This is a genomic window from Candidatus Arsenophonus phytopathogenicus, assembly GCF_056113345.1.
In genome coordinates this window covers 137,022-157,997 of record NZ_JBUIOB010000019.1, presented here as the reverse complement: position 1 = coordinate 157,997, position 20,976 = coordinate 137,022, and the positions used below count along the sequence as shown (strand labels likewise).

Sequence of the window (20,976 nt, the reverse complement as noted above, 5' to 3'; positions counted from 1 at the left end):
CTTGATAGCCACAGCTAGTTTAATCTACCCTACCACCACTTTTACCCATCCATTGCCATTGACATCCACAATAGAGCGTTCCTTGATTTCCGCTGGTTTGATCAAAGTAAATTTCATTACGGGCAATTTTTTTTTGCTTCATCAAAACTAATCGGTGTTTCTAATAAATTCAATGGCGCACAAAAAACTACCATCACGGTAATTATTACCGTTAAAAAATGTATTAATTTCAAAATTAACATCCTGGTTAAAATTAATAAATAAATCGACTATTTTAGTCATATAATTTTTTCATTATTATCGACAACTGTATGAAAAAATTTAATTTTATTTTCTTATTTTATATGATGAATATCTATAAAAACCTTATCTTTTTTTTGTATAAAAATATAACTAACTATTTAAAAATAAAATGAATACATTAATAAAACATTTAAAAGAAGAATTAATTGATGTGACAAAAAAACATGCTCAAGAAAATGATGTTAAGGTCATTATTGCTAAATATTCAGAAGAAGAACTTAATATTCAAATTATAATATCCGGTGAGCAACAATTTGATATTACCTTAAATTCAATACAAGATTAAACTCGTGGACGTTTACGATATAACCATAGTCCAGGAATAGATAAACCAACCAATAAAGCACCGACAATAAATAAGGTTTTAATGAAATGTGTTACTAATGTCTCAAGTAACTCAGCGTTATAGCCCAAATGAGCAATTTTTACTAACGATATCATCACTATATAAGCACTTATAGCTGGAAACATAGGAATAATCGCCGCAACAGTAAACATTTTGGGATGCGCCAACCACCAGCGTGACCATTGAATACCAATAATGCCAATAAAAATTGCCGCGCAAAAACTTGCCCATTCAATACTAAAGCTCATTTCCATCAGTATCATACAAAACCATAACCAATAGCCCCCAGCAAAGCACAATATTTCAACGCCCATACTAGCACATTAAAGCCCATGGCAAAACCAGCTGCAGGTATGGCAGCTAATAACATTTTTTCAATTAAGGTGAGTAAAAATATTATGCCCAATTTCTTAATCCCCAAACCGCCATAGCCATGGTTATACCGATACAAGTTGCTAATGTCAGCAAACTAGCCATTGCCCAACGCGCTAATCCAGTATTAATATGACCTTTAAACATATCTGTCACAGAATTAATTAATGAAAATCCAGGAACTAACAGTAAAACACTGGCTGCCATTGAAATCGTCGATGCATTGGAAAAATAAGGAATATTTAATACAAAACCAGATACTGTAGTAGCCACAAAGGCGGTAATACAAAAATTAATCAATGGATTCATATATTGGGCTGTAAGAATTTGTCGAATGTACATTGCACAACCGCTGGCAATAAAAGTGACAAAACAACCATCCCAGCCACCCCCATTCAGCTTACAAGAACAGCCACAGGATAATCCGATCATAAGCACTAGTAACCAACGAGGATAACGTAGTGGTTTTATTTCAGCCAGACGCTGCTGAACCTTATCGCAATCTAACAATTTATATTCAGCCAATATCACCGTGTGCTGAACCTTAGTTACCACATGCATATTTATGCCATGATCAATATTTTTACGGGTTGACGTCATACAGCGACCGTTAATTACAGTTGTTAAAACAATCGCATTAGAAGATATTGCGCTATCAACTTGATCCACGCCTAGGCAATACCTAATCGGGTTGATAATTGTTCCACTAAGATACTTTCAGCGCCATATTGAAAAAGGAGCTGAGTGCATTGAATACAAAGGCAAGTAATTTTTCTCTGCCTTTCTGTTTCAGTATGATAATTAGATTCAATATATTCCATTTTATAGCCTATACACCTGCAGAATTTTATTAATAGTAATGATAGCGATTAAGTTATTGTTCAGTAGCAGACAACATAATTAATAGCGCTCTTTTTAAATCAAAATTAGCAATACTTTTCACAAATAATCTGATTCACAACAACGAAATAATTACTACGATTTTTTTCATTGACTATAATTAACTCAACTAACAATCAGGTAAATTAACTAATTTTTTGCATTATAATAATATCTACCGAACTATCAATATCGAAATCGGGGCATTAGAAACATTAGCCGAAGCATTCGAACCTAGCAAATGCGTGGCAATATTTGGTCGACGGGAGCCAACTACTATCAAATCAGCACCTATTTTTTCTGCTTCTGATAACACTTTATCTCTAGGTGACCCCATCTCCACCGAGTAAGAAATTTTTTCTTTAGGATAGTCAATATGCTTAACTATTTGTTTTAATTGTTTTTCTGAACTTTCGAACGTTTTCTTGGCAAAATTAGCTAATAAATCATAATAATAACTATAACTCATTGAATAACGAGACATATCAGGAGCAACATGCAAGAAATGCAATTTAGCATCAGATAATCTAGCAATATAAAGCGCATGTTTGATGATTTTTTTATTAGTTCTTTTTCTGAGATATCAATTGGAACGAGAATTATTTTATACATATTTACTCCTTCAAACGATAAGCACTAAATCTTAATTTCCTTTATCATTAATATAAAATACTGCACACTAAAGCCATAAAATTGATCAAATTAGCTGTTAAAATAATAAATAATTAACTTGTAATTTTGATGATTGATTGTTATCTCACCACCAGTACAGAGGTTTTTGCATAACGTACAACACCCGCTGCTGTCGAACCTAACAGATGAGTTGTTATATTGGGACTTCTTGAACCAAGGATGATGATATCAGCGTTAATTTCTTCCGCGCGACTGACAATTTCATCACGCGGAGAACCAAAAGCAATAGTATAGCCCAGGCGATCAGCGGGTAGATCGATCGGTTCAAGTAGGTTTTGTATATCATCCTCTGCTTTTAGGGTGGCACGATCTTTTATTTGCATATATCCCAAAGCATAAGCATTTATGATTGCCGATGAAATAGGCAATACATGGATAAAATTTAGTTTAGCTCCTGAAACTTTAGCAAACTGTACAGCCTGTCGTATAGCTTTACTCGTTAGTTCTTCTTGAGCAATATCAACAGCTACTAAAATAACTTTATACATACACACCTCCATCTAAAAACTTTTACTCCAACTTTTAAAGTATAAGATAAAAGTGATAAAATAATTGTGAATATCTTTACATGGATAAATTAAATATTTTTACCTAAATGGCAATAATCGCTGCACCTAACAGCAACCCTGTTTTCGATTACCATTCTTCGCCATTTAAAGGTCCGACATAATTGCAATCACAAGATATTATAGAAACTAAAATCAAATAGTTAATATAATATTAAATACATTATTTAAATTAAAAAAATTGTATAAAGACGTATATAAAATTCCACAACTGTGTAAAATACGCCAAATTAATTATTGCTTTATTTTTTAATTCATTGAGGCAAAAAAATGACAAATGATTGCTCGAGTAGACCGGATACGGAAACCATTGCTACTGAAATTAGTTGCTTGAAAACTTTTATAACCTATATATTAAAAGCGCTAAATCAAGCCGATGCGGGAAGAGCTATACTCAATATGGAAAAAGAAATTCTTGCTATGAGATCCTAAACAAGCAGAAGTTTTTCAACGAATAATCGAACAAATCAAAACAGCCTATCGAAGTTAATAAAAATCCCACCTCATCAGGTGGGATTGATTATTGTTTTACCGATTAAGATATGTGCCCATACGTAAAGCTTCAATGCGCTTATCAAGAGGAGGATGGGATAAAAACAACTCACTAAAAGATTTAGAACGTCCGTTGATGCAAAAAGCCATCATACTGCCAGCTTCCTGAGGTTCATAACTTGTTTTCAAATGCTGTAATGCAGCAATCATTTTTTCTCTACCCACTAAATGCGCCGAACCTGCATCTGCACGGAATTCACGATAACGCGAGAACCACATAGTAATAATACTGGCCAAAATACCAAATACAATTTCTAACACCATTGATACCGCAAAGTAAATCATTGGATTACCCTGGCTACTTTCATTGCCATTATTACTATTTGATAAAAATCCAGACGCCAGCTGAGCAATGATACGTGAAATAAAAATGACAAAAGTATTCACTACTCCTTGTAATAAAGTCATTGTTACCATATCACCATTTGCTATATGACTGATCTCATGGGCGATAACCGCTTCGGCTTCATCACGTCCCATACTTTCTAACAAACCTGTACTAACAGCAACCAATGACGCATCACGACGAGCCCCGGTGGCAAAAGCGTTAATATCGGGTGCATGATAAATAGCAACTTCTGGCACTTTTATGCCAGCTTGATCAGCCTGACGCTTGACGGTATTTAACAACCAATGTTCCGTTTCTGTTGTCGGACTTTCAATCATCTGCCCACCAACAGAACGTAATGCCATCCATTTTGACATCAATAATGAGATAAATGAGCCACCAAAACCAAAAAGACCAGCCATAATCATTAGCCCTGGAACGCTTTGTCCCTGGATACCGGTCAAACTCAAAATAATTCCAAATACAAACATTACTGCCAAGTTTGTAAGTAAAAACAAGGCTATTCGCATCATAAAAATTGCTTTCCTTTATTAATTAACAATGATTAACATTAAATTAGTAATATAAATAATGTTTTTTAACTACTTTTCAAGCCCTTTGTTGTGCAGATATGAAAAAAACACTCAACTTTACATTTTTACAAAAAACTAGCACAAACTGGCATTTTTATTATCTCAAAACAACAATTTTCTTATATAACTTATTATTTTCTATAAACCACTATAGTTAAAAACTATACAAAATAACCGTATGCGGGTCAATTATGGCTTATTTTTTTACTCAATAAATTAAAAAAATTGGTTTAGCTAAGCAAAAACGACTTAACTAGTCAGCAAAAAAAATAATATTCATATTTTATTAATTAATCATTAAGTTAATAACAACTCATTAATAATATGCTAAAAAATATTAAATGTTATTATATAAATAAACCCAATTATATACTTTAATATTTTAACTAAATATTTAACTCATAAGTAATAAAATTAATTAAAATATAAAAAAAATTCTACTATTACGAAACAAATTAATTATATAAAACTTAGTATTTTTTCCAAATTGAGAAGCGATTAACTTACATAAACAATAATTTATAAAATAATAAATACAAAATAAAAAAGTGCAAAATTAAAGTAAATTTTTGTTAAGGCAACTATAATGAAAAAATTAATCTATGTAATAATTTTACTATTTATCTTAATTAATTATGCCACAGCAATACCAAATGATAATGTTATAAAAACCTTTAATGGCGCAGAATTCCATTTAACTGGTGATTACTCTCATCCAAATATAACAGATGTTAATCAAAAAATGACACCGGTTATACCATTTGAAGGATTATCTACCCATGGTGGACAACAAATTGTTGACGGCTATAAACAAGCATTCAAACGTGATGTAATGGGGGATTTTATAAATTTGCAGCTTAGTTTAGTAAAAAAAACAAATATCACCCAATGACCAACATACGATTATTCAAAATCTGGCTGTTATAAGCAAACAATTTCCTGAGTTAATTCATTTTTGGCAAGGACTCGCTACCGCAACACACCATACACTGGAGAAAATTTATTTAGTTGCCTGGTCAGAAGACGGATTATTTTATAATAAAATTCAATAAAATACCAATAATTCTCTTGAAAAAATGGCTCAGCATGCACCTCGATAGGATGTTCAAACGGCATTTTAGGTCAAATTCAAGATATGAATGTTGCCTATTCAAGCTGGGGCGCTATTTGGCAGAGTCCAACACTAATTGTGCATGCTCCAACCCCCTTCTTTACCTCAATAGTGATGGGAAAAAACTAACAACCACAACAAATATTATCGAAGGTTTGCGTCAAGGTAGTGGAAAAAATGGCGGGCCTATTAGTGCGGTTATTATGGCAATCGCCGCTAAAATTGATAATGCTTATAAAGTCCCTGCTCTTTTTGCTGCTCTAAAAACAAATGGCGCTTATTCACCTAGCTTTGTCGATTTAAAAAAACAAATTATTACCATAGAAATAACAAATAAAGGTAATAAAGTGATTGATGGAACAAAGAAAGGCTATGTTGTCCATACCAATCACCCAATTGGTGAAGAAAAACGTTTAGTGAAAAAAGATGCCCAAGGTAACAGGCAACTGTTCGATAACTTATCCGCCAATACTTTGTGGCGGCTTGCTACCGCCAAACTGCGCGCTATATATAGCCCGACTAAAAGTGTCGATGTACTAAAAAACTTATTTAGCATTAAACCTATTTTGATGCAAGGCTATAAAGGAAATGCTTTTATTACCACCAATGCCATCATATATGATCTAAAAGCAGGATGTACCTATGGCACGACTTGGTCACCAAACTTACAGGATTTTACTAAAGTCTGCTTTGTAAATTAATTTGTTATTACCAAATATTGTCAGTGAGTTAAAAATAAATATAAACTAATTCCATAAAAGAATTTGTCGCTAATAGAGAGTGAGTATGAAATAAATAATATCAAACATAAATAATAAACCGATATTTTAATATGTCATTTAGACGACTACATTTAGGTCATATCGAAAATGATCTAGTAATCACTTAAATAAGCAAGTTATCTCTTCTGATGAAAAGTGTAAAGATAAATAATATTGAGTTAATGTGAAAATTTTTATTAAACATTTACAAACTCTTTATACTAAAAAACCAGCAATAACCGGGTCATTTAATCTAACTATATGTATGAAATAAAAGGATTTATTTCTATCGATGTCCACATATCGACCACACTGAAAAAATGCCGACTAATTAAGTCGGTATTTTTTTAGAGATTAGGTTAAAAAATATTTGAGAGGTATTGTATCAAAAACGACACACGTTAAATTGTTGAGGTATTTGGATATGATTAAAGCCTGAAACTTTATCTCGGATAAAAAATAAAATCTAATCCTTGCACAGGGTATTTAACTGCGCCTCAGAAAGCCCGGTTGATTGTTGAATAATTTTTTTATCCACCCCATTTTTTAGCAGCTGACGGGCGATTTCGTGTTTTTCTTCAAGTGCTTTCTGTAGGCCTTCTTGCCGTATACCCTGAGGGAGCAATGTCTCAATCCGAGCCCATTGATCATCTCGAAATGCATAGCAACGCGTCATCTCTTACTCTCTATGCAAAAATAGACAATCATACACGCTTATCAAGTATTTGATGACAGGCACTAGCCAACAGTTACTTCTTAATTAAGACTCCCCACATAGTTAACTTCTTTTTCCATGCTAAATATTCAGGCGATAATAGTTTTGTTAATTGCAAATGCTCTGGTTTTACCTGTATTAATAACTGACGAATCATATCATGTACCCAGGGTGCTTCTTTTATATTCTCGTATCCTGGTACTTTTTCAAGCTCTAGTAGTAAATAGTATAAGTTAGTTAATTTCGTTTCAAAATATGAAAGCTTTTCTCTTTGTTTTATATACAAATTTTTAGTGGCGAGTTTCATTAATTTATTCTTTGCAAAAGATGCTATTTCTATAATTGAGTTCTTAAGAATTTCAATAGCATTCTTATTATTTAAGAGAACTAACGTAGTGTCGTCGTGGGTTGTTGGTAATAATAAAAAGTTATTATTTATTATTTTTTGTAAGATAACACTATCATCTTTTAATTTTTCTATATAATCTTTTATTTCCCTTATGTCATAAGCCTCTAAAATTTTTTCATTCAATTTTATTTCCGTTGCTTTAGATATTTTATCTTTATCTATTCTGCTATACATGGTTAATATGTTTTCAGAAAGAGTAGCTAATTTTTTTAATTTATTTAGCTCAAGATGTAAATTATTTACTTCATTTTTTAATTCGATTATTTCTTTAGTATTCCACAACATTGGAAATGTAGTTTTTCCAACTTTTATATAGGATAATTCCTCATGAAAAACTTTTTTTTCTTCTTCGTTAAGATGGTATTTATTCTGTGCAATCTGATAATGCTCTATATTCTCAGTAATAATTCGTTTAAATGAATCAGACTCCTGATCTTCTAATGTATCTTTAAATTTATTATAAACTCCTTCAACTTCCATCATGGTTTTTTTAGCGCAAAAAAACGGTAGTTTAGCTCGTTCTTCGTAAGATTTTGTTTTCTCGAAAACCTTATCACACGAATACAATGTAAAATCATCTATCTTTAATTTATACCCCCAATCATCATTAACATCTTTTTCACTTATTTCTAATGTAAATTTACTTTGATGTTCTGGATCGGCTAATTTTCTAAGTTCTATGAATTTTTCTAAACGATTAAATTCAGGACTAATTGTATCTTCATTTTTAATATCTTGAATAGCAAAGAATAAATCTTTTATTGTTTCATGTTTTACTCCCCCGTTAAACCAGTCAATAATTTTATCAATAAAATCATATAAGTTATTTATCTTAGTCGCTTTTTCTAAGGTATCAGCAGTCAAAACTTGATTAAATTTTGACTTATTCAATGTTAAGTTTATATCTGATGTTAAAAAAGTTATAGACATAAAAATCCTTGTAAAAATGGAGTTATGTAAAAAATCGTTACATAAGTTTATTTTTTGTTATTTAAGTTTTTTGTACAAAAATTGATTGAAAAATCAAAAATTTTTCTCTAATTGCATATTCCCATGCATCTAATCAATTTATCTTTATTTCTCATTATTATTGTTTTATTTTTTATCAGGTGATTACCTGAATTTAATGTACAGAGTGGAAATTACAAATTGGTTATACTTTTGATTTTCGAGATCGTTTCTAAAAAACATGAAAAATTGCAGTGGTAGCCCCGCCGCGCCTGCCCGCTAAAGGTGTCGTTTTTTGTGCAGTTGCACAACGCCATTTAGACTAGGCCAGTACTGGCCTTTTCTGTGATTTCAGGTGAGCAAAAACTTGTGCAAATCCATGCGCTTATTTTTTATTTTTAAATAAGTCGTGTTTTTGTAAAAAAAATAGAGAAAATAGTCCCAAAAAGATATTGTCTCTTAGGAAATTTCAATATTTTTAAGGTGAATACAAATGACGGGCCCTAACAGGCGAAGTTTACAACGATAAAGCAAGTAGGTGCCTAACTTTATCGTCATCTTGCTCAATCATAGAGCTAAACTAGGTAGGACAGTATAAAGTTTATAAACACCAAAGATGATAGAAGGCAATCCAAGGACCCAAAGAATAATTTGCAGTCTGACATCTCTGATTTTTGACTCTGTTTTTTCAGCGGCAATTTTAATTTCGCTCATCACTTCAATAAATTTCACATTATTTTCCATGAAACGCACGTTCATTTTTTCTTCGGTTGGTAATTTCGATAGTCCATCAAGCTTTTGCATAATGAGTGCCATATTTGCTTTTATATCATTGGTTTCAGATACAATGTGCCTGATATTTTCCAGAGACTCATGAACATCTCTCTTGGTATATTCAACATCGGATTATAGTTTAGCTACTATTGATTCCATACCTCCTCCACTTCCGCTGCCACCATGACTGCCTTTAGAAATAAATCCAGGATGAGCTGAGATCGATTTAATTTTTTCCATGATTTAATCTTCTATTAACAATGAAGTTAAATACACGTCAAAATACGTTGATAAAATATCAATGGTTTGTTCTTAATTGTTATACAAATGTAATCTTATATCTACTTTATATATCCCATTCTCAGGTTTTTCAAAAATACTCACTTTTTCAGTCATACAGGCCACAACACGCTCATCGCTGCTCAACGTATTATCAGGTTCAACAACAATCCCTGCATCTGGATTTGGGCTAACAGACAGCCTTGTACTCTTTTTATAAATATTAATCTTAACGATATATCTCGATTTTTTAACTAAATTGATAAATCCTATCGAAATCCAGATGCTAAATTGATGGCTCATATAATCAATATCATCATCTACCACCCATAACAGTATAGATAGTTCAACAAGGCCTTTCTCATCTTCCTTTATCTGACGAGAAGGAAAACAAAATGCTATTTTTTCGGGGTAATTTTGCTTCATGTTTTCCCTTTAGAGTCCTGTTGAGTAAAGTAGACAAGGTTAATACTCTTTTATTCCATTCGTATATCGTGACCTATACCTATTATTCATAATAGAGTGACATTTTTCGAAACAAAGACAGGTAAGAAGCGATCTGTTCCGATATCGGAAGAAGTTAATAAAATGATTAGCGAAGGAAAAACAGACTTTATTTTTCCCACAGCTAATTATATTGAGTTTCGACATACTTTAAAACGCATCAAGCCAACCTTACCCGCAGGGCAAGCTACTCATGTTATGCGACATACTTTTGCGACTCATTTTATGATTAACGGAGGAAATATTATAACCCTGCAAAGGATATTAGGGCATTCTAAAATTGAGCAGACCATGACTTATGCTCATTTTGCACCTGATTATTTGGATGATGCAATAAGGTTAAATCCTTTACATTTAAAGTTTAAATAGGTATCTGAGAGTGACCACATTTGACCACACTACAGTTATTTATAGTCATTAGCAGTAATCTATAGGTCAATAAAAACAATGAGTTAGATTTAACTTATTGTTTTAAAAGTACTAAAAACCCAGCAATAGCTGGATTTTTAGTATAAAAATGAATTTTAATTATTTTTTAGTCTGATGCGACGCTTGCAAATCCGCCAGATCAACTGCAATTTTCACTGTTTCATCAAGATAGGGATCTGGTAATTCATAATTTTTAGGTAAATCATCTATCGTTTTTAATGGTGCTTTCCCTTGCCGAGCAAAGCGCTCATTAATACGACCTAATTTAATTGTGTCCGCTTCTCGATTTTCCTTTTCACGCTTAACATAATTAAGCGAAATAATATTTTTACTCGCCTTCATAACGCGATAACGGGCAATATCTTCCTCAATATATTTAAACTCAGGATTTTTCGCTATGCGTTCCTTATAATTAGCAATTAAATTAACAACGTATTGGTTAATATTACCGACAACACTATAGCTAGCAGGCATAATGCTACCCCAAGGTAAGGCATTATCTTCAAAATTCTCACCCGTTTCAGCTGGATCGATACCCGTTGGCATAACGATATCCGGTGTAACACCTTTGCGCTGGGTACTACCACCATTGATGCGGTAAAACTTCTGAATAGTATATTGGACAGAGCCTACAGCCGGCCAATCTGGACGTAACATATGATCATAGACACGACTTAAAGGATGATATTGCTGAACGGTACCCTTACCAAAAGATGATTCTCCAACAATTAACGCACGACCATAATCCTGCATTGCAGCAGCAAAAATTTCTGACGCTGATGCACTAAAGCGATCAATTAATACAGTAAGTGGGCCTTTATAATAAACGACATCATCATCATCCACATCCTGACGAATTTTACCGTTGTTATCACGTACCTGAACAATTGGACCACTTGGAATAAATAAACCGGATAATGATACTGCTTCGGTTAAAGCACCACCACCATTGCCACGTAAATCAATGACAAGTGCCGTGACATGACTTTTAGCCATTTTTTGTAACTGTGTTTTAACGTCATTAGTTAATCCAACGTAAAAACCGGGAATATCAAGTACGCCCACTTTTTTCTTGCCAACATTTTTGATCGTGAGTTTCACAGCCCTATCTTCCAGTCGAATATGCTCACGAATTAATGTCACGCTATGGGGCTTGGCGCGTTTCGAATCTGAAATAACTTCAAGACGTACCTTACTACCTTTAGGTCCTTTGATAAGGGCAACAACATTATCTAGTCGCCAGCCAACAACATCTGTCATCGACTTACCCGTTTGGCCTACACCAATAATCTTATCGCCGACCTTTAATAATTTACTTTTTGCTGCCGGACCACCCGCCACCATTGAGTTGATAATAATATAATCTTCATCTTGCCGAAGTACTGCGCCTATACCCTCCAATGACAAACTCATTTCTGAGTTAAACTGTTCGGTATTACGAGGAGAGAGATAATTAGTATGCGGATTTATTTCTCTAGCAAAAGCATTCATAATCAACTGAAAAACATCTTCACTTTGCGTTTGCGCAAGACGTTTTAATGCAAAATTATAGCGTTTTGTTAATATTGGCTTAATTTCGCTGTCATTTTTACCTGACAACTTCAGATTCAACCAATCAAACTTAACTTTTGCATCCCACAGCTTATTTAGGTCCTCAACGATTTTAGGCCAAGGCGCTTTACTTCTATCAACTTCAATGACATCGTTATTAGCAAAATCTAGCGGCATATTAAGCCGCGATAAAGCATATTGAAAACGTTCATAGCGCCGCTGTTGAGCTAAATTAAATATTGCATAAAACTCATTTAAATGACCGGTTTCAAGCTGCTGTCCTACTTTGCTTTTCTCACTAGCAAATTTGTCAATATCCGATTGTAAAAAAACATTATGGCTATAATCCAACAGATTTAAATAACGAGCAAAAATCTTACTAGAAAAATTTTCATCCAAATTAAATTGGCGATAGTGAGAACGAGTAAAACGTGAAACAACTCTTTCGCTAATAATGGCATGCTGGCGTTCCTGTTGAAGCTGAGGAAGCTTCTGAGTTGTTATTAGTGTTGGAGGTGCTACAGTATCTGCGAATGACGTAGCCATTGCAGTTATACCAAACACAAAAGCCAGTTTAATATAATTATTCATGCCGTGATTGACCTCCGTATCAGAACTTTAAATGCTCAACGCGTACAATCATTGCCAATCCTGTCGGCAATTGTACCCGAACACCATCCTTAGCTATCTCAAGCACTGACGCATCTACGATACTTTGGCCAACCATAACCTTTAATACTTGACCAACTTTTAATGTAGAAATATCCGTTACAGACTGTAATTTGGCTAGATTGGCCATTTTACTATTATGAGTTTTTTTAGCTTGATTTTTAGAATAAGAATGATCTTTATGTTTTTTATTTATTTCCTTAGTCTTAGTCGTTGAGCGAGAAGACTCACTTTTCTTACTAGAAGTTGCCGATAAGATCTTTTCGTTGTCTACCTTCTGGACTTTCTGTTGAAATTCCCGTTTTCTTAATTTTTGCTCTGTTCGTTGAGCCTGAATACGAGCCTTTGCATTCATTAGCTGCTGACACGCATACTCCACATGTTCTGATTCCAGATCACCACAAGCATTGCCATCCAAATCAACACGTTTAGCACCTTCTTTGACACCATACAGATAACGCCAACTAGAAGTATACATTCGCAAAGCAGATCGCAATTGGGTTTTACTGATACCATCCTCTTCAGTCAGTCTTGCCACAATATCCTGAAAGATTCCAATCTTCAGTGGACGAGCCTCACCTTCAGCAATAAAGCATTGAGGAAAACGCTTAGCCAAAAAAGCAATTATTTCTTTACTACTATTCAACTTAGGTTGATTTTCCATGAAATTTCCTGATTACAACGGTTTTGCCAACCAACGCAGGCATGAACAGGCGATATTATAATAGCGTTGCAGACAATTGCCACGCAAACCAACTGTTAAATTACATTAATTTGTGGATATTTTGGTATAACACACGCTTTCAAGTGGTTACAAAGTATTATAACTAAGGCTTTCAGACCATTTTCATCCTCTTCATCAAAACGATGAAAAATAGGACTATCAATATCTAATACGCCAATTAACTGTCCATTGACTGCTAGCGGCAAAACTATCTCTGAACGACTGAGACTATCGCAAGCAATGTGCCCAGTAAAAGAATGGACATTAGCAATACGCTGTATTCTATTTTCCATAAAAGCAGTCCCACAAACACCTTTTCCTTGCGCAATACGTACACATGCAACCTTGCCCTGAAAAGGGCCAAGCACAAGCGTATCATGACTTTTCAGATAAAACCCTAGCCAATTAATATTATCTAATCTTTCAAACAGCAGTGCACTCGTATTTGCAAGCGTGGCAATAAAATCATATTCACCTGCAATTAAGCTAGTTAAATCACATGAAAGATCATGATAAAAGACTTTTTTCCCATAACATCCCGTTTGTCAAATTCTACATATACTCATCTGGTAGATAAATCACCAATATGGCGATTTTTTATCTCTCTAGGTTAACAATTCGCTATATTAATCGTTATGTTTTTTAACTTATTGTAATTTAACTGGCCGGTCAAATCACACAATAAATGAAAATTAATTCAAATTTTAGCTAATTATTAAATATGAAAAAAGTTTCAATAAAAAAATTATAAGCATTTTCAGTAATAACATATAACAAAAAAACCGGCGATAATCATTTTCGGCTATCTTTTTATTCTATTAACCTAAGCCCTATTTGTATTTAAATTAGCAATATTGATTTATCGCAATTTATTTGTAATTTAGTCGCTTATAATTTCGTCTAAGGTACATTTTTCATTAACATAAAAGTTATTTAAAACTGTTAATTTTCAATGAATAATAGTAAAAAATCCACCCGTTTACCGCCATCCCAATAATTTTGGAAAAACGTTCCATTTATACTATTCTAAAAACTTAAAGTATCTATAGCGATTTGTTAACATTTTAAATAATTAGTGGGGATCACAGATGAAGAGAGCAAAACTAAAAATTTCCACCTACGTTATTGATGATGCACTCTTGGCTGACGCAGCTGAAAACACTATCAGTATTCCTTGTGGATCAGATACTGAATTTTGTATGCAACTTGATGGCTGGGATGAAAATACAAGCATTCCGGCCACACTAGATAATAAACCTGTTCTTCTCTATCGCCAGTACTATGATAAAAAAAAGCATCATTGGATTATGAGAATAGTTTAGTCATATCAGCATTAAAAAAGAGACCGAGCTAATTCCAATACTCGGTCTTGGGAAATCGCTCTAGAAAGCCGTGCGCCAAAATTTGTCATAGAGACGTAACAAAATGCAATTTAATACTAGCTGTCAGTTACAAAATTAGCTAGTGATAAAAATATTTTTATTACATTAAGTTAACATTAATTGTTTTCATAGAATAAAATATTTACTAGCCCGAAATTAAATTTGAATTGCCCTTACTTTCTCTCAAATTCGAAATATATTCGATATGTTTTCTTAATGTTGACAGTCGCCAAAATTAATAATTTTTAATTAGTTTTACAAAGATTTTGCGCGGTTTTGAGTATCGGAGTGATGTCTATTTTCTGCTGTGATAAATCTGCCGGTTTGAGTAATATACTTGAAAGTGGTGATGCGATAATTTCACGCTTTTTCATCTGCTCTGCCGCTATACTATTAAGAGGATATTGCATTAAGGTATTAGGATTTATAACCAATAATGCGCCATTGGTGCGACACTCAAACATTACTTCCTCGCACTTAAAAATCCATTTATCACCAAACTGTTTTTTACTAACCGTTATAATGGGTGGGGATGAAATTACCGGAAAAGAGACTGTTATTGTTAATAGTAATACCAACCTAATAAACTTTACCATATCAATATCTCCTTATAATTTATCATAATAAGATACAATTACTTACAATATCATTCATATTATCAGAAATAATTTTTATAACCGTTTTTTATTTTTGAATTGTTTAAAAAAGATAAAATAAAATGCTAAATGATAGTAGAAAAAATAAATTTCCCACTGGTGCTCAAAGTGGGAAGTTATAAATTAAACATGCACAGCGCTAGACATTGCTTTCAACTCTTTATCTAATAAAAATAGTGATTTACCATCTTCGCCAACTAACTCAAACTTATCCAAAGTTGATTTGAATAACTTTTCTTCTTCATGTTGTTCTGCAACATACCACTGCAAAAAATTAAATGTCGAGTAGTCTTGCATCTCCAATGCCAGATGTACAAGAGCATTAATTTCATGTGTAATATTTTGTTCATGCTGATAGGTTTTTTCAAAAACCTCTTTTACAGAATTAAATTCCGCAGGCGGGGCATCAATTTGACCTAATATCGGCATTTCACCAGTATCGCTAAGATAATGAAATAAACGTTGCATATGCCCCATCTCTTCCTGAGAATGCGTTTTTAAAAACACCGCGGCCCCTTCAAAACCTTTATAATTACACCATGCACTCATTTGCAGATAGAAATTTGCTGAAAAAAACTCTACGTTAAGCTGTTTATTTAATTTTTTAACCATCTCTTGCTGTAACATTGTTCACACTTCCTATGTTTTTAAATAAAGTTCAATTTTATTATCTTCAGTTATACCAATGATAAACGTGTTGTAATTAAAATAAAACTAAAATTAACCATTATTTGATCAAAATAATGGCCTAAAATAGATCACTTTCATTACAATCACTATTAAAATATTATAGAAATAATAAATAGTTATATATTTATTCAAGACAAACTATGTCTCGTTTACTAAAATTAATGTAGAAATCATATTTGATGGGGTCGAAAATACGAGTATGAGTTACAATCTTACCAAATTAGCAAAAGAGGAGAGGGAAAAACTAAATCTTGATCTTGCCGCTGCAAGTGTGGCATTTAAAGAAAGATACAATATGCCGGTTATTTCCGATAGAGTTGAAGCAGAGCAAGCGGTACATTTGCGAGAGCTTTTTCGTAAGCGGCTTTAGCTATTTCGCAAATTTCTCATACTCTGGATCAATTACCTTAGGATCCGCGAAAAGGATAATATAAAAATAACCATAAATGTTAATATGCTGACAACTTTTTGCTGTTAATTTATTAATCGCTAATCGCTTTTAATTTGATAAGTAATGGTTTCATCCTGGCAATTAACAATCACTGATAGCTAAGATATTTTTTCGTACCCCTAACGCTCAAAGGGATTCTATAACCATGACTTTCATTTACTCCTAAACATTTTCTTATGAAAAGTAAGTATAATTAGAGTTGTAAAGGCAATAAAATTCTATCAACAATATGCACAATAACATAAAAAATGTTATTTCTCTTATTTAAGGTCGTTATCAGTTTGCTTTTTAACAGCATGCTTTGCACGGATCTCCTTAGCGACTAAAGCAATCGCTTCCCCACTACTCATTCCATCAGCCATCAATTGATGAATACGTTCAGCAGCTTCCTGTTGCTCCTGATGATTTAACGTTGGCATATCTGAAAACATTTATTTTTCACTCATTTTTTATTTAAACATAATAATCAATATAACATTAGCATAGTTTGACCTATGAAAAACGTTATTTTATGGTAGTATATTCGTTAATAACCCTTATCGTTGCCTAATAAATATGCGCCTGCAAAAAATTCAATTGCCTTATTCATTATATACCGCTTTAAATTATTTTAATGCTATCGCCAACCAGCCATGGGCGATGTTATTACATTCGGGTAATGCAAGCCATCCACATAACCGTTTTGATATTGTAGTCGCTGATCCAGTAACCACGTTAGAAACAAGAGACAGTATCACGCAAATTCACCGTGAAAATGAAAAAATCAGCTCAGAACTTGATCCATTTGAACTATTAAAAAGTGAAATGCAACATTTGAATCTCACTTTCACAGTAAATAGCGATCTTCCTTTCCAAGGCGGAGCTTTAGGTATATGGGGCTATGATTTAGGCCGGCGAATAGAAATTCTGCCGGAACTTGCTAAGAAAGAATTAAGCTTTCCCGATATGGCGATCGGTGTTTATCTTTGGGCATTAATTGTTGATCACCATAAAAAAATAGTAACTTTGCTCAGTTATCAAAATGTTGAACAACGCTTGTCATGGTTAGAAAACCAAACGAAAATACCAACTGAACAGTTTCAAATGTGTGAACCATGGCAAAGTAACATGTCAAGACAGCAATATCACCATAAAATTAGCCAAATTCATCAATATTTACGCGATGGTGATTGTTACCAAATTAATTTAGCGCAACGTTTTAAAGCCAAATATCATGGTAATGAATGGGAAGCGTTTCTTAAACTTAATCAAAATAATCAGGCACCCTTCTCCGCCTTCATACGTTTAGAACAACATTGCGTGCTCAGTGTATCCCCTGAACGTTTTCTTTGGCTGAACGACAATTCAATTCAAACCCGTCCAATCAAAGGCACATTGCCTAGGCTGACTGATGCCCAAGAAGATCAAAAACAGATAAAACGTTTACAATTATCAACCAAAGATCGCGCTGAAAACGTAATGATAGTTGATTTATTGCGTAATGATATTGGTAAAGTTGCAATACCAGGAACAGTCAGTGTACCAGAACTTTTTGTGGTTGAATCTTTTCCGGCTATTCATCATTTAGTTAGCACTATTGTTGCACAATTGCCTTCTAGTTATCATCCCACTGATCTATTAAAAGCCTGCTTTCCAGGCGGCTCAATTACCGGCGCGCCGAAAATACGTTCAATGGAAATTATTGATGAACTTGAACCTCATCGTCGCCATAGTTACTGCGGAGCGATTGGTTATATCAGTTTCTGCGGTACGATGGATACAAACATCAGCATACGTACCTTATTAACTGAAAATCAAAACCTTTATTGTTGGGCAGGTGGTGGAATTGTGGCAGATAGTACCGCCGAAAAAGAGTATCAAGAAACTTTTGATAAACTGAGTAGAATATTACCCGTATTAGAAAATAATCAATGTTAATGAATATGTTAGATAATTTTATTAACCGATTTCAATTAATATTACCTATCGCCACTGGTACCGCTCAACCTGTTAATACCGATAACGCAAAAAAAAGTGCCGCTGTACCATTACACATTATTTGTAAACCTGAGCCCACTCTGCTATTTACCAAAAGAACTGATAACTTGCGCCTTCATGCTAGTCAGATTTCTTTTCCTGGTGGCGCTCGTGAACCCGATGATCATAATTTAATTGAAACGGCCTTACGTGAATCTTATAAAGAAATTAATATTTTTCCAAATCAGGTGCAGATCCTCGGAAAAATGCAGCCAATAAAAAGCCATAGTGGCTATTTAGTGACGCCTATTGTTGGATTACTATCAACAAAGGTTTCTTATTACAAAAATCCAGCCGAAGTAGCCGGTATTTTTGAAGTCCCACTGAAACACGCCCTCACCTTAACCCATCATCATTCCATTATGATCAATAATGCAGGTCATAAAAAGCGTCTGTTCTTTTATCGCTAAAATCAATATCTAATTTGGGGATGAACTGCAACAATTCTAAATAAATTGGCCTTACAACTTGTTTAAAACAGGCAAAAAATAAAAAATCTTTTTATTTTACATTTTATTCACTGCTACTAGTAAATTTCAAAAAAAACGATAAACTGGCAATCCATTATAACACGGTAATATTACAACCATAACATTTAGTCTTAAGTGATTACTTTATCGTTTTTATTTTTCCAGGGGGTTCTTAGTGATCAGTGTTTTCGATATGTTTAAAGTAGGTATTGGCCCATCCAGTTCTCATACCGTTGGTCCAATGAAAGCGGGTAAAGAATTTGTCGATCAATTGGTAGAAAAAAATCTACTTTCCTCCGTCACTCGTATCCCTGTTGATATTTATGGTTCACTTTCATTAACCGGAAAGGGACATCATACTGATATTGCTATTATTATGGGTTTAGCGGGTAATTTGCCAGCAACCGTTGATATTGAATCAATTGCAGATTTTATTGCCAATATTGAGCAAACTGAAGGTTTATCTTTAGCAAATACAAGCCATTATGTTGATTTTCCACGCCAAGGCGGGATAAATTTTCATTATATTATAATAGTTTACCATTACATGAAAATGGTATGACCATTACCGCCTTCAATAATGATAAGCAAATTTTCAGTAAAACATATTACTCGATAGGTGGCAGGCTTCATTGTTGATGAAGAACATTTTGACCAACAAATATCTACTAATAAAAAAGTACCCTATGCCTATAACTCAGCAGCTGAACTGTTACTTCATTGTAAGAAAACCGGTTTATCTGTTTCTAGTCTTATGATGAAAAATGAATTAGCGCTGCATCCGAAAGAAGAAATTGACCACTATTTTGCTAATATTTGGCATACCATGCAGGCTTGTATCGATAGAGGGCTTAATACTGAAGGTATTTTACCCGGCCCGCTTCGCGTCCCCCCGACGCGCGCCGTCATTACATCGCATGCTGACCGCTTCCCAAAAATGTCCAATGACCCAATGGATGTCGTTGATCTGATCAATATGTTTGCATTATCGGTCAACGAAAAAAATGCCGCCAGTGGTCGTGTCGTAACAGCACCCACTAATGGTGCCTGCGGCATCGTTCCTGCTGTGTTAGCTTAACTATGATCATTGTATAGAATCTATTACACCGGCTCTTTACAATCGTTACTTTTTAGCTTCAGGGGCAATTGGTATTCTTTATAAAATGAATGCCTCTATATCAGGTGCTGAAGTCGACTGCCAAGGTGAAGTCGGTGTTGCCTGTGCAATGGCCGCTTCTGGATTAACGGAATTTGGGTAGCAATCCTGAACAAGTCTGTATTGCCGCTGAAATTGGTACGGAGCATAATTTAGGTCTTACCTGTGACCCGGTTGCAGGACAAGTTCAAGTCCCTTGCATTGAACGTAATGCGATTGCGTCAGTAAAAGCTATTAATGCGGCAAGAATGGCATTACGTAGAACAAGTGAACCCCGAATTTCTTTAGATAAAGTTATCGAGACCATCTATGAAACAGGTAAAGATATGAATGCTAAATACCGTGAAACTTCTCGCGGAGATTTAGCTATTAAAGTTCAGTGTGATTGATTTATCACGCATCTTAAAATATATTCCTTATCGTTTATAACCCTTTCCATAAAAAGGGTTATTTTTATTTATTACACATTTTCATAGCCAATTAGTTAAAAATCTTCCCCGTATTAAAGTACAGTTTATATCTATAGAATTACAAATTAAATTCTATTATTATTTCATACAAGATAATAACAACTATCACAAAATCAACTTGCTTGATAAAATTTATCTTTCTCTAAATATATTTATATGTATTTTAAATTTTCTGATCA

The 20,976-nt window shown here is 33.7% G+C and carries 20 protein-coding genes and 6 pseudogenes; 10 read left to right on the top strand and 16 right to left on the bottom strand.

Annotation, left to right across the window (positions count from 1 at the left end; genetic code table 11):
- Window positions 1-19: 19 nt before the first annotated feature.
- Window positions 20-142 (bottom strand): hypothetical protein, encoded by a 123-nt coding sequence (locus AC01GB_RS15365; protein WP_474452586.1) that lies wholly within the window; start codon window positions 140-142, stop codon window positions 20-22.
- Window positions 143-412: 270 nt separating this feature from the next.
- On the opposite strand from AC01GB_RS15365, the gene AC01GB_RS15360 reads away from it, so the two are divergent.
- Window positions 413-589: a hypothetical protein gene (locus AC01GB_RS15360; protein ID WP_187290960.1), complete on the top strand. Its 177-nt coding sequence runs from the start codon at window positions 413-415 to the stop codon at window positions 587-589.
- On the opposite strand, the pseudogene AC01GB_RS15355 reads toward AC01GB_RS15360, so the two are convergent.
- The 4 genes and pseudogenes from AC01GB_RS15355 to AC01GB_RS15340 form a co-directional block, all read right to left on the bottom strand.
- A pseudogene (locus tag AC01GB_RS15355) lies at window positions 586-1,055 on the bottom strand (threonine/serine exporter family protein). The gene AC01GB_RS15360 and the pseudogene AC01GB_RS15355 sit on opposite strands and share 4 nt — an antisense overlap.
- Window positions 1,046-1,842: pseudogene (locus AC01GB_RS15350) on the bottom strand (threonine/serine exporter family protein). Before AC01GB_RS15350 ends, AC01GB_RS15355 begins: the two co-directional pseudogenes overlap by 10 nt.
- Window positions 1,843-2,075: 233 nt before the next feature.
- Window positions 2,076-2,512 (bottom strand): annotated as a pseudogene (locus AC01GB_RS15345) (universal stress protein).
- A gap of 140 nt (window positions 2,513-2,652) precedes the next feature.
- A complete protein-coding gene (locus AC01GB_RS15340; RefSeq protein ID WP_474452585.1) occupies window positions 2,653-3,081 on the bottom strand; it encodes a universal stress protein in 429 nt (142 codons plus the stop codon).
- Window positions 3,082-3,429: 348 nt separating this feature from the next.
- Between AC01GB_RS15340 and AC01GB_RS15335 the strand changes: the two genes are divergently transcribed.
- Window positions 3,430-3,591 (top strand): DUF2594 family protein, encoded by a 162-nt coding sequence (locus AC01GB_RS15335; protein WP_474452584.1) that lies wholly within the window; start codon window positions 3,430-3,432, stop codon window positions 3,589-3,591.
- 96 nt (window positions 3,592-3,687) lie between these two features.
- Here the strand turns inward: AC01GB_RS15335 and htpX are convergent, their stop codons facing one another.
- On the bottom strand, window positions 3,688-4,572 hold the full coding sequence (htpX, locus tag AC01GB_RS15330) for a protease HtpX (RefSeq protein ID WP_474452583.1): 885 nt from the start codon (window positions 4,570-4,572) through the stop codon (window positions 3,688-3,690).
- Between the two features lie 646 nt (window positions 4,573-5,218).
- Between htpX and AC01GB_RS15325 the strand changes: the two genes are divergently transcribed.
- Together AC01GB_RS15325 and AC01GB_RS15320 are read left to right on the top strand one after the other, a co-directional pair.
- Window positions 5,219-5,524: a hypothetical protein gene (locus AC01GB_RS15325; protein WP_474452582.1), complete on the top strand. Its 306-nt coding sequence runs from the start codon at window positions 5,219-5,221 to the stop codon at window positions 5,522-5,524.
- Between the two features lie 275 nt (window positions 5,525-5,799).
- The gene (locus tag AC01GB_RS15320; protein ID WP_474452581.1) at window positions 5,800-6,444 is read left to right on the top strand and encodes a C45 family peptidase; all 645 of its coding nucleotides are present in this window, start codon (window positions 5,800-5,802) and stop codon (window positions 6,442-6,444) included.
- Between the two features lie 526 nt (window positions 6,445-6,970).
- Here AC01GB_RS15320 and AC01GB_RS15315 read toward each other — a convergent pair.
- The 4 genes from AC01GB_RS15315 to AC01GB_RS15300 form a co-directional block, all read right to left on the bottom strand.
- On the bottom strand, window positions 6,971-7,180 hold the full coding sequence (locus AC01GB_RS15315) for a hypothetical protein (RefSeq protein ID WP_474452580.1): 210 nt from the start codon (window positions 7,178-7,180) through the stop codon (window positions 6,971-6,973).
- 73 nt (window positions 7,181-7,253) lie between these two features.
- Window positions 7,254-8,558 (bottom strand): hypothetical protein, encoded by a 1,305-nt coding sequence (locus AC01GB_RS15310; RefSeq protein ID WP_474452579.1) that lies wholly within the window; start codon window positions 8,556-8,558, stop codon window positions 7,254-7,256.
- Between the two features lie 585 nt (window positions 8,559-9,143).
- Window positions 9,144-9,380: a hypothetical protein gene (locus tag AC01GB_RS15305; protein WP_474452578.1), complete on the bottom strand. Its 237-nt coding sequence runs from the start codon at window positions 9,378-9,380 to the stop codon at window positions 9,144-9,146.
- A 282-nt stretch (window positions 9,381-9,662) separates the two neighbouring features.
- Window positions 9,663-10,055 (bottom strand): hypothetical protein, encoded by a 393-nt coding sequence (locus AC01GB_RS15300; protein WP_474452577.1) that lies wholly within the window; start codon window positions 10,053-10,055, stop codon window positions 9,663-9,665.
- Window positions 10,056-10,136: 81 nt separating this feature from the next.
- Between AC01GB_RS15300 and AC01GB_RS15295 the strand changes: the two are divergent.
- Window positions 10,137-10,502: pseudogene (locus AC01GB_RS15295) on the top strand (tyrosine-type recombinase/integrase); the annotation flags it as partial.
- Between the two features lie 159 nt (window positions 10,503-10,661).
- On the opposite strand, the gene prc reads toward AC01GB_RS15295, so the two are convergent.
- The 3 genes from prc to AC01GB_RS15280 all read right to left on the bottom strand — a co-directional run bounded on the left by prc (window position 10,662) and on the right by AC01GB_RS15280 (window position 13,988).
- Entirely contained in the window at window positions 10,662-12,704 is a 2,043-nt protein-coding gene (gene prc, locus AC01GB_RS15290) for a carboxy terminal-processing peptidase (protein WP_474452576.1), read from the bottom strand.
- 19 nt (window positions 12,705-12,723) lie between these two features.
- The gene (proQ, locus tag AC01GB_RS15285; protein WP_474452575.1) at window positions 12,724-13,446 is read right to left on the bottom strand and encodes an RNA chaperone ProQ; all 723 of its coding nucleotides are present in this window, start codon (window positions 13,444-13,446) and stop codon (window positions 12,724-12,726) included.
- Between the two features lie 95 nt (window positions 13,447-13,541).
- Complete coding sequence (locus AC01GB_RS15280; protein ID WP_474452912.1) at window positions 13,542-13,988, bottom strand: GAF domain-containing protein; 447 nt, start codon at window positions 13,986-13,988, stop codon at window positions 13,542-13,544.
- Between the two features lie 606 nt (window positions 13,989-14,594).
- Here AC01GB_RS15280 and AC01GB_RS15275 point away from each other — a divergent pair.
- The gene (locus tag AC01GB_RS15275; RefSeq protein ID WP_474452574.1) at window positions 14,595-14,828 is read left to right on the top strand and encodes a DUF1480 family protein; all 234 of its coding nucleotides are present in this window, start codon (window positions 14,595-14,597) and stop codon (window positions 14,826-14,828) included.
- Between the two features lie 305 nt (window positions 14,829-15,133).
- Here AC01GB_RS15275 and AC01GB_RS15270 read toward each other — a convergent pair whose 3' ends face one another.
- Window positions 15,134-15,484 (bottom strand): DUF2511 domain-containing protein, encoded by a 351-nt coding sequence (locus AC01GB_RS15270; RefSeq protein WP_474452573.1) that lies wholly within the window; start codon window positions 15,482-15,484, stop codon window positions 15,134-15,136.
- 183 nt (window positions 15,485-15,667) lie between these two features.
- On the bottom strand, window positions 15,668-16,171 hold the full coding sequence (ftnA, locus tag AC01GB_RS15265) for a non-heme ferritin (RefSeq protein ID WP_474452572.1): 504 nt from the start codon (window positions 16,169-16,171) through the stop codon (window positions 15,668-15,670).
- Window positions 16,172-16,433: 262 nt separating this feature from the next.
- Here ftnA and AC01GB_RS15260 point away from each other — a divergent pair.
- A pseudogene (locus AC01GB_RS15260) lies at window positions 16,434-16,601 on the top strand (DNA polymerase III subunit theta); the annotation flags it as partial.
- A gap of 344 nt (window positions 16,602-16,945) precedes the next feature.
- Here the strand turns inward: AC01GB_RS15260 and AC01GB_RS15255 are convergent.
- Window positions 16,946-17,116, bottom strand: coding sequence for a YoaH family protein (locus AC01GB_RS15255; protein ID WP_072012868.1), 171 nt, complete (start codon window positions 17,114-17,116; stop codon window positions 16,946-16,948).
- 124 nt (window positions 17,117-17,240) lie between these two features.
- Between AC01GB_RS15255 and pabB the strand changes: the two genes are divergently transcribed.
- The 3 genes and pseudogenes from pabB (at window position 17,241) to AC01GB_RS15240 (ending at window position 20,716) form a co-directional block, all read left to right on the top strand.
- Window positions 17,241-18,602 carry an aminodeoxychorismate synthase component 1 gene (gene pabB, locus AC01GB_RS15250; protein WP_474452571.1) on the top strand — a complete coding sequence of 454 codons (1,362 nt, stop codon included), beginning with the start codon at window positions 17,241-17,243 and terminating at the stop codon, window positions 18,600-18,602.
- A gap of 5 nt (window positions 18,603-18,607) precedes the next feature.
- Window positions 18,608-19,111, top strand: coding sequence for a CoA pyrophosphatase (locus AC01GB_RS15245; RefSeq protein ID WP_474452570.1), 504 nt, complete (start codon window positions 18,608-18,610; stop codon window positions 19,109-19,111).
- Window positions 19,112-19,412: 301 nt separating this feature from the next.
- A pseudogene (locus tag AC01GB_RS15240) lies at window positions 19,413-20,716 on the top strand (L-serine ammonia-lyase).
- Window positions 20,717-20,976: the final 260 nt, after the last annotated feature.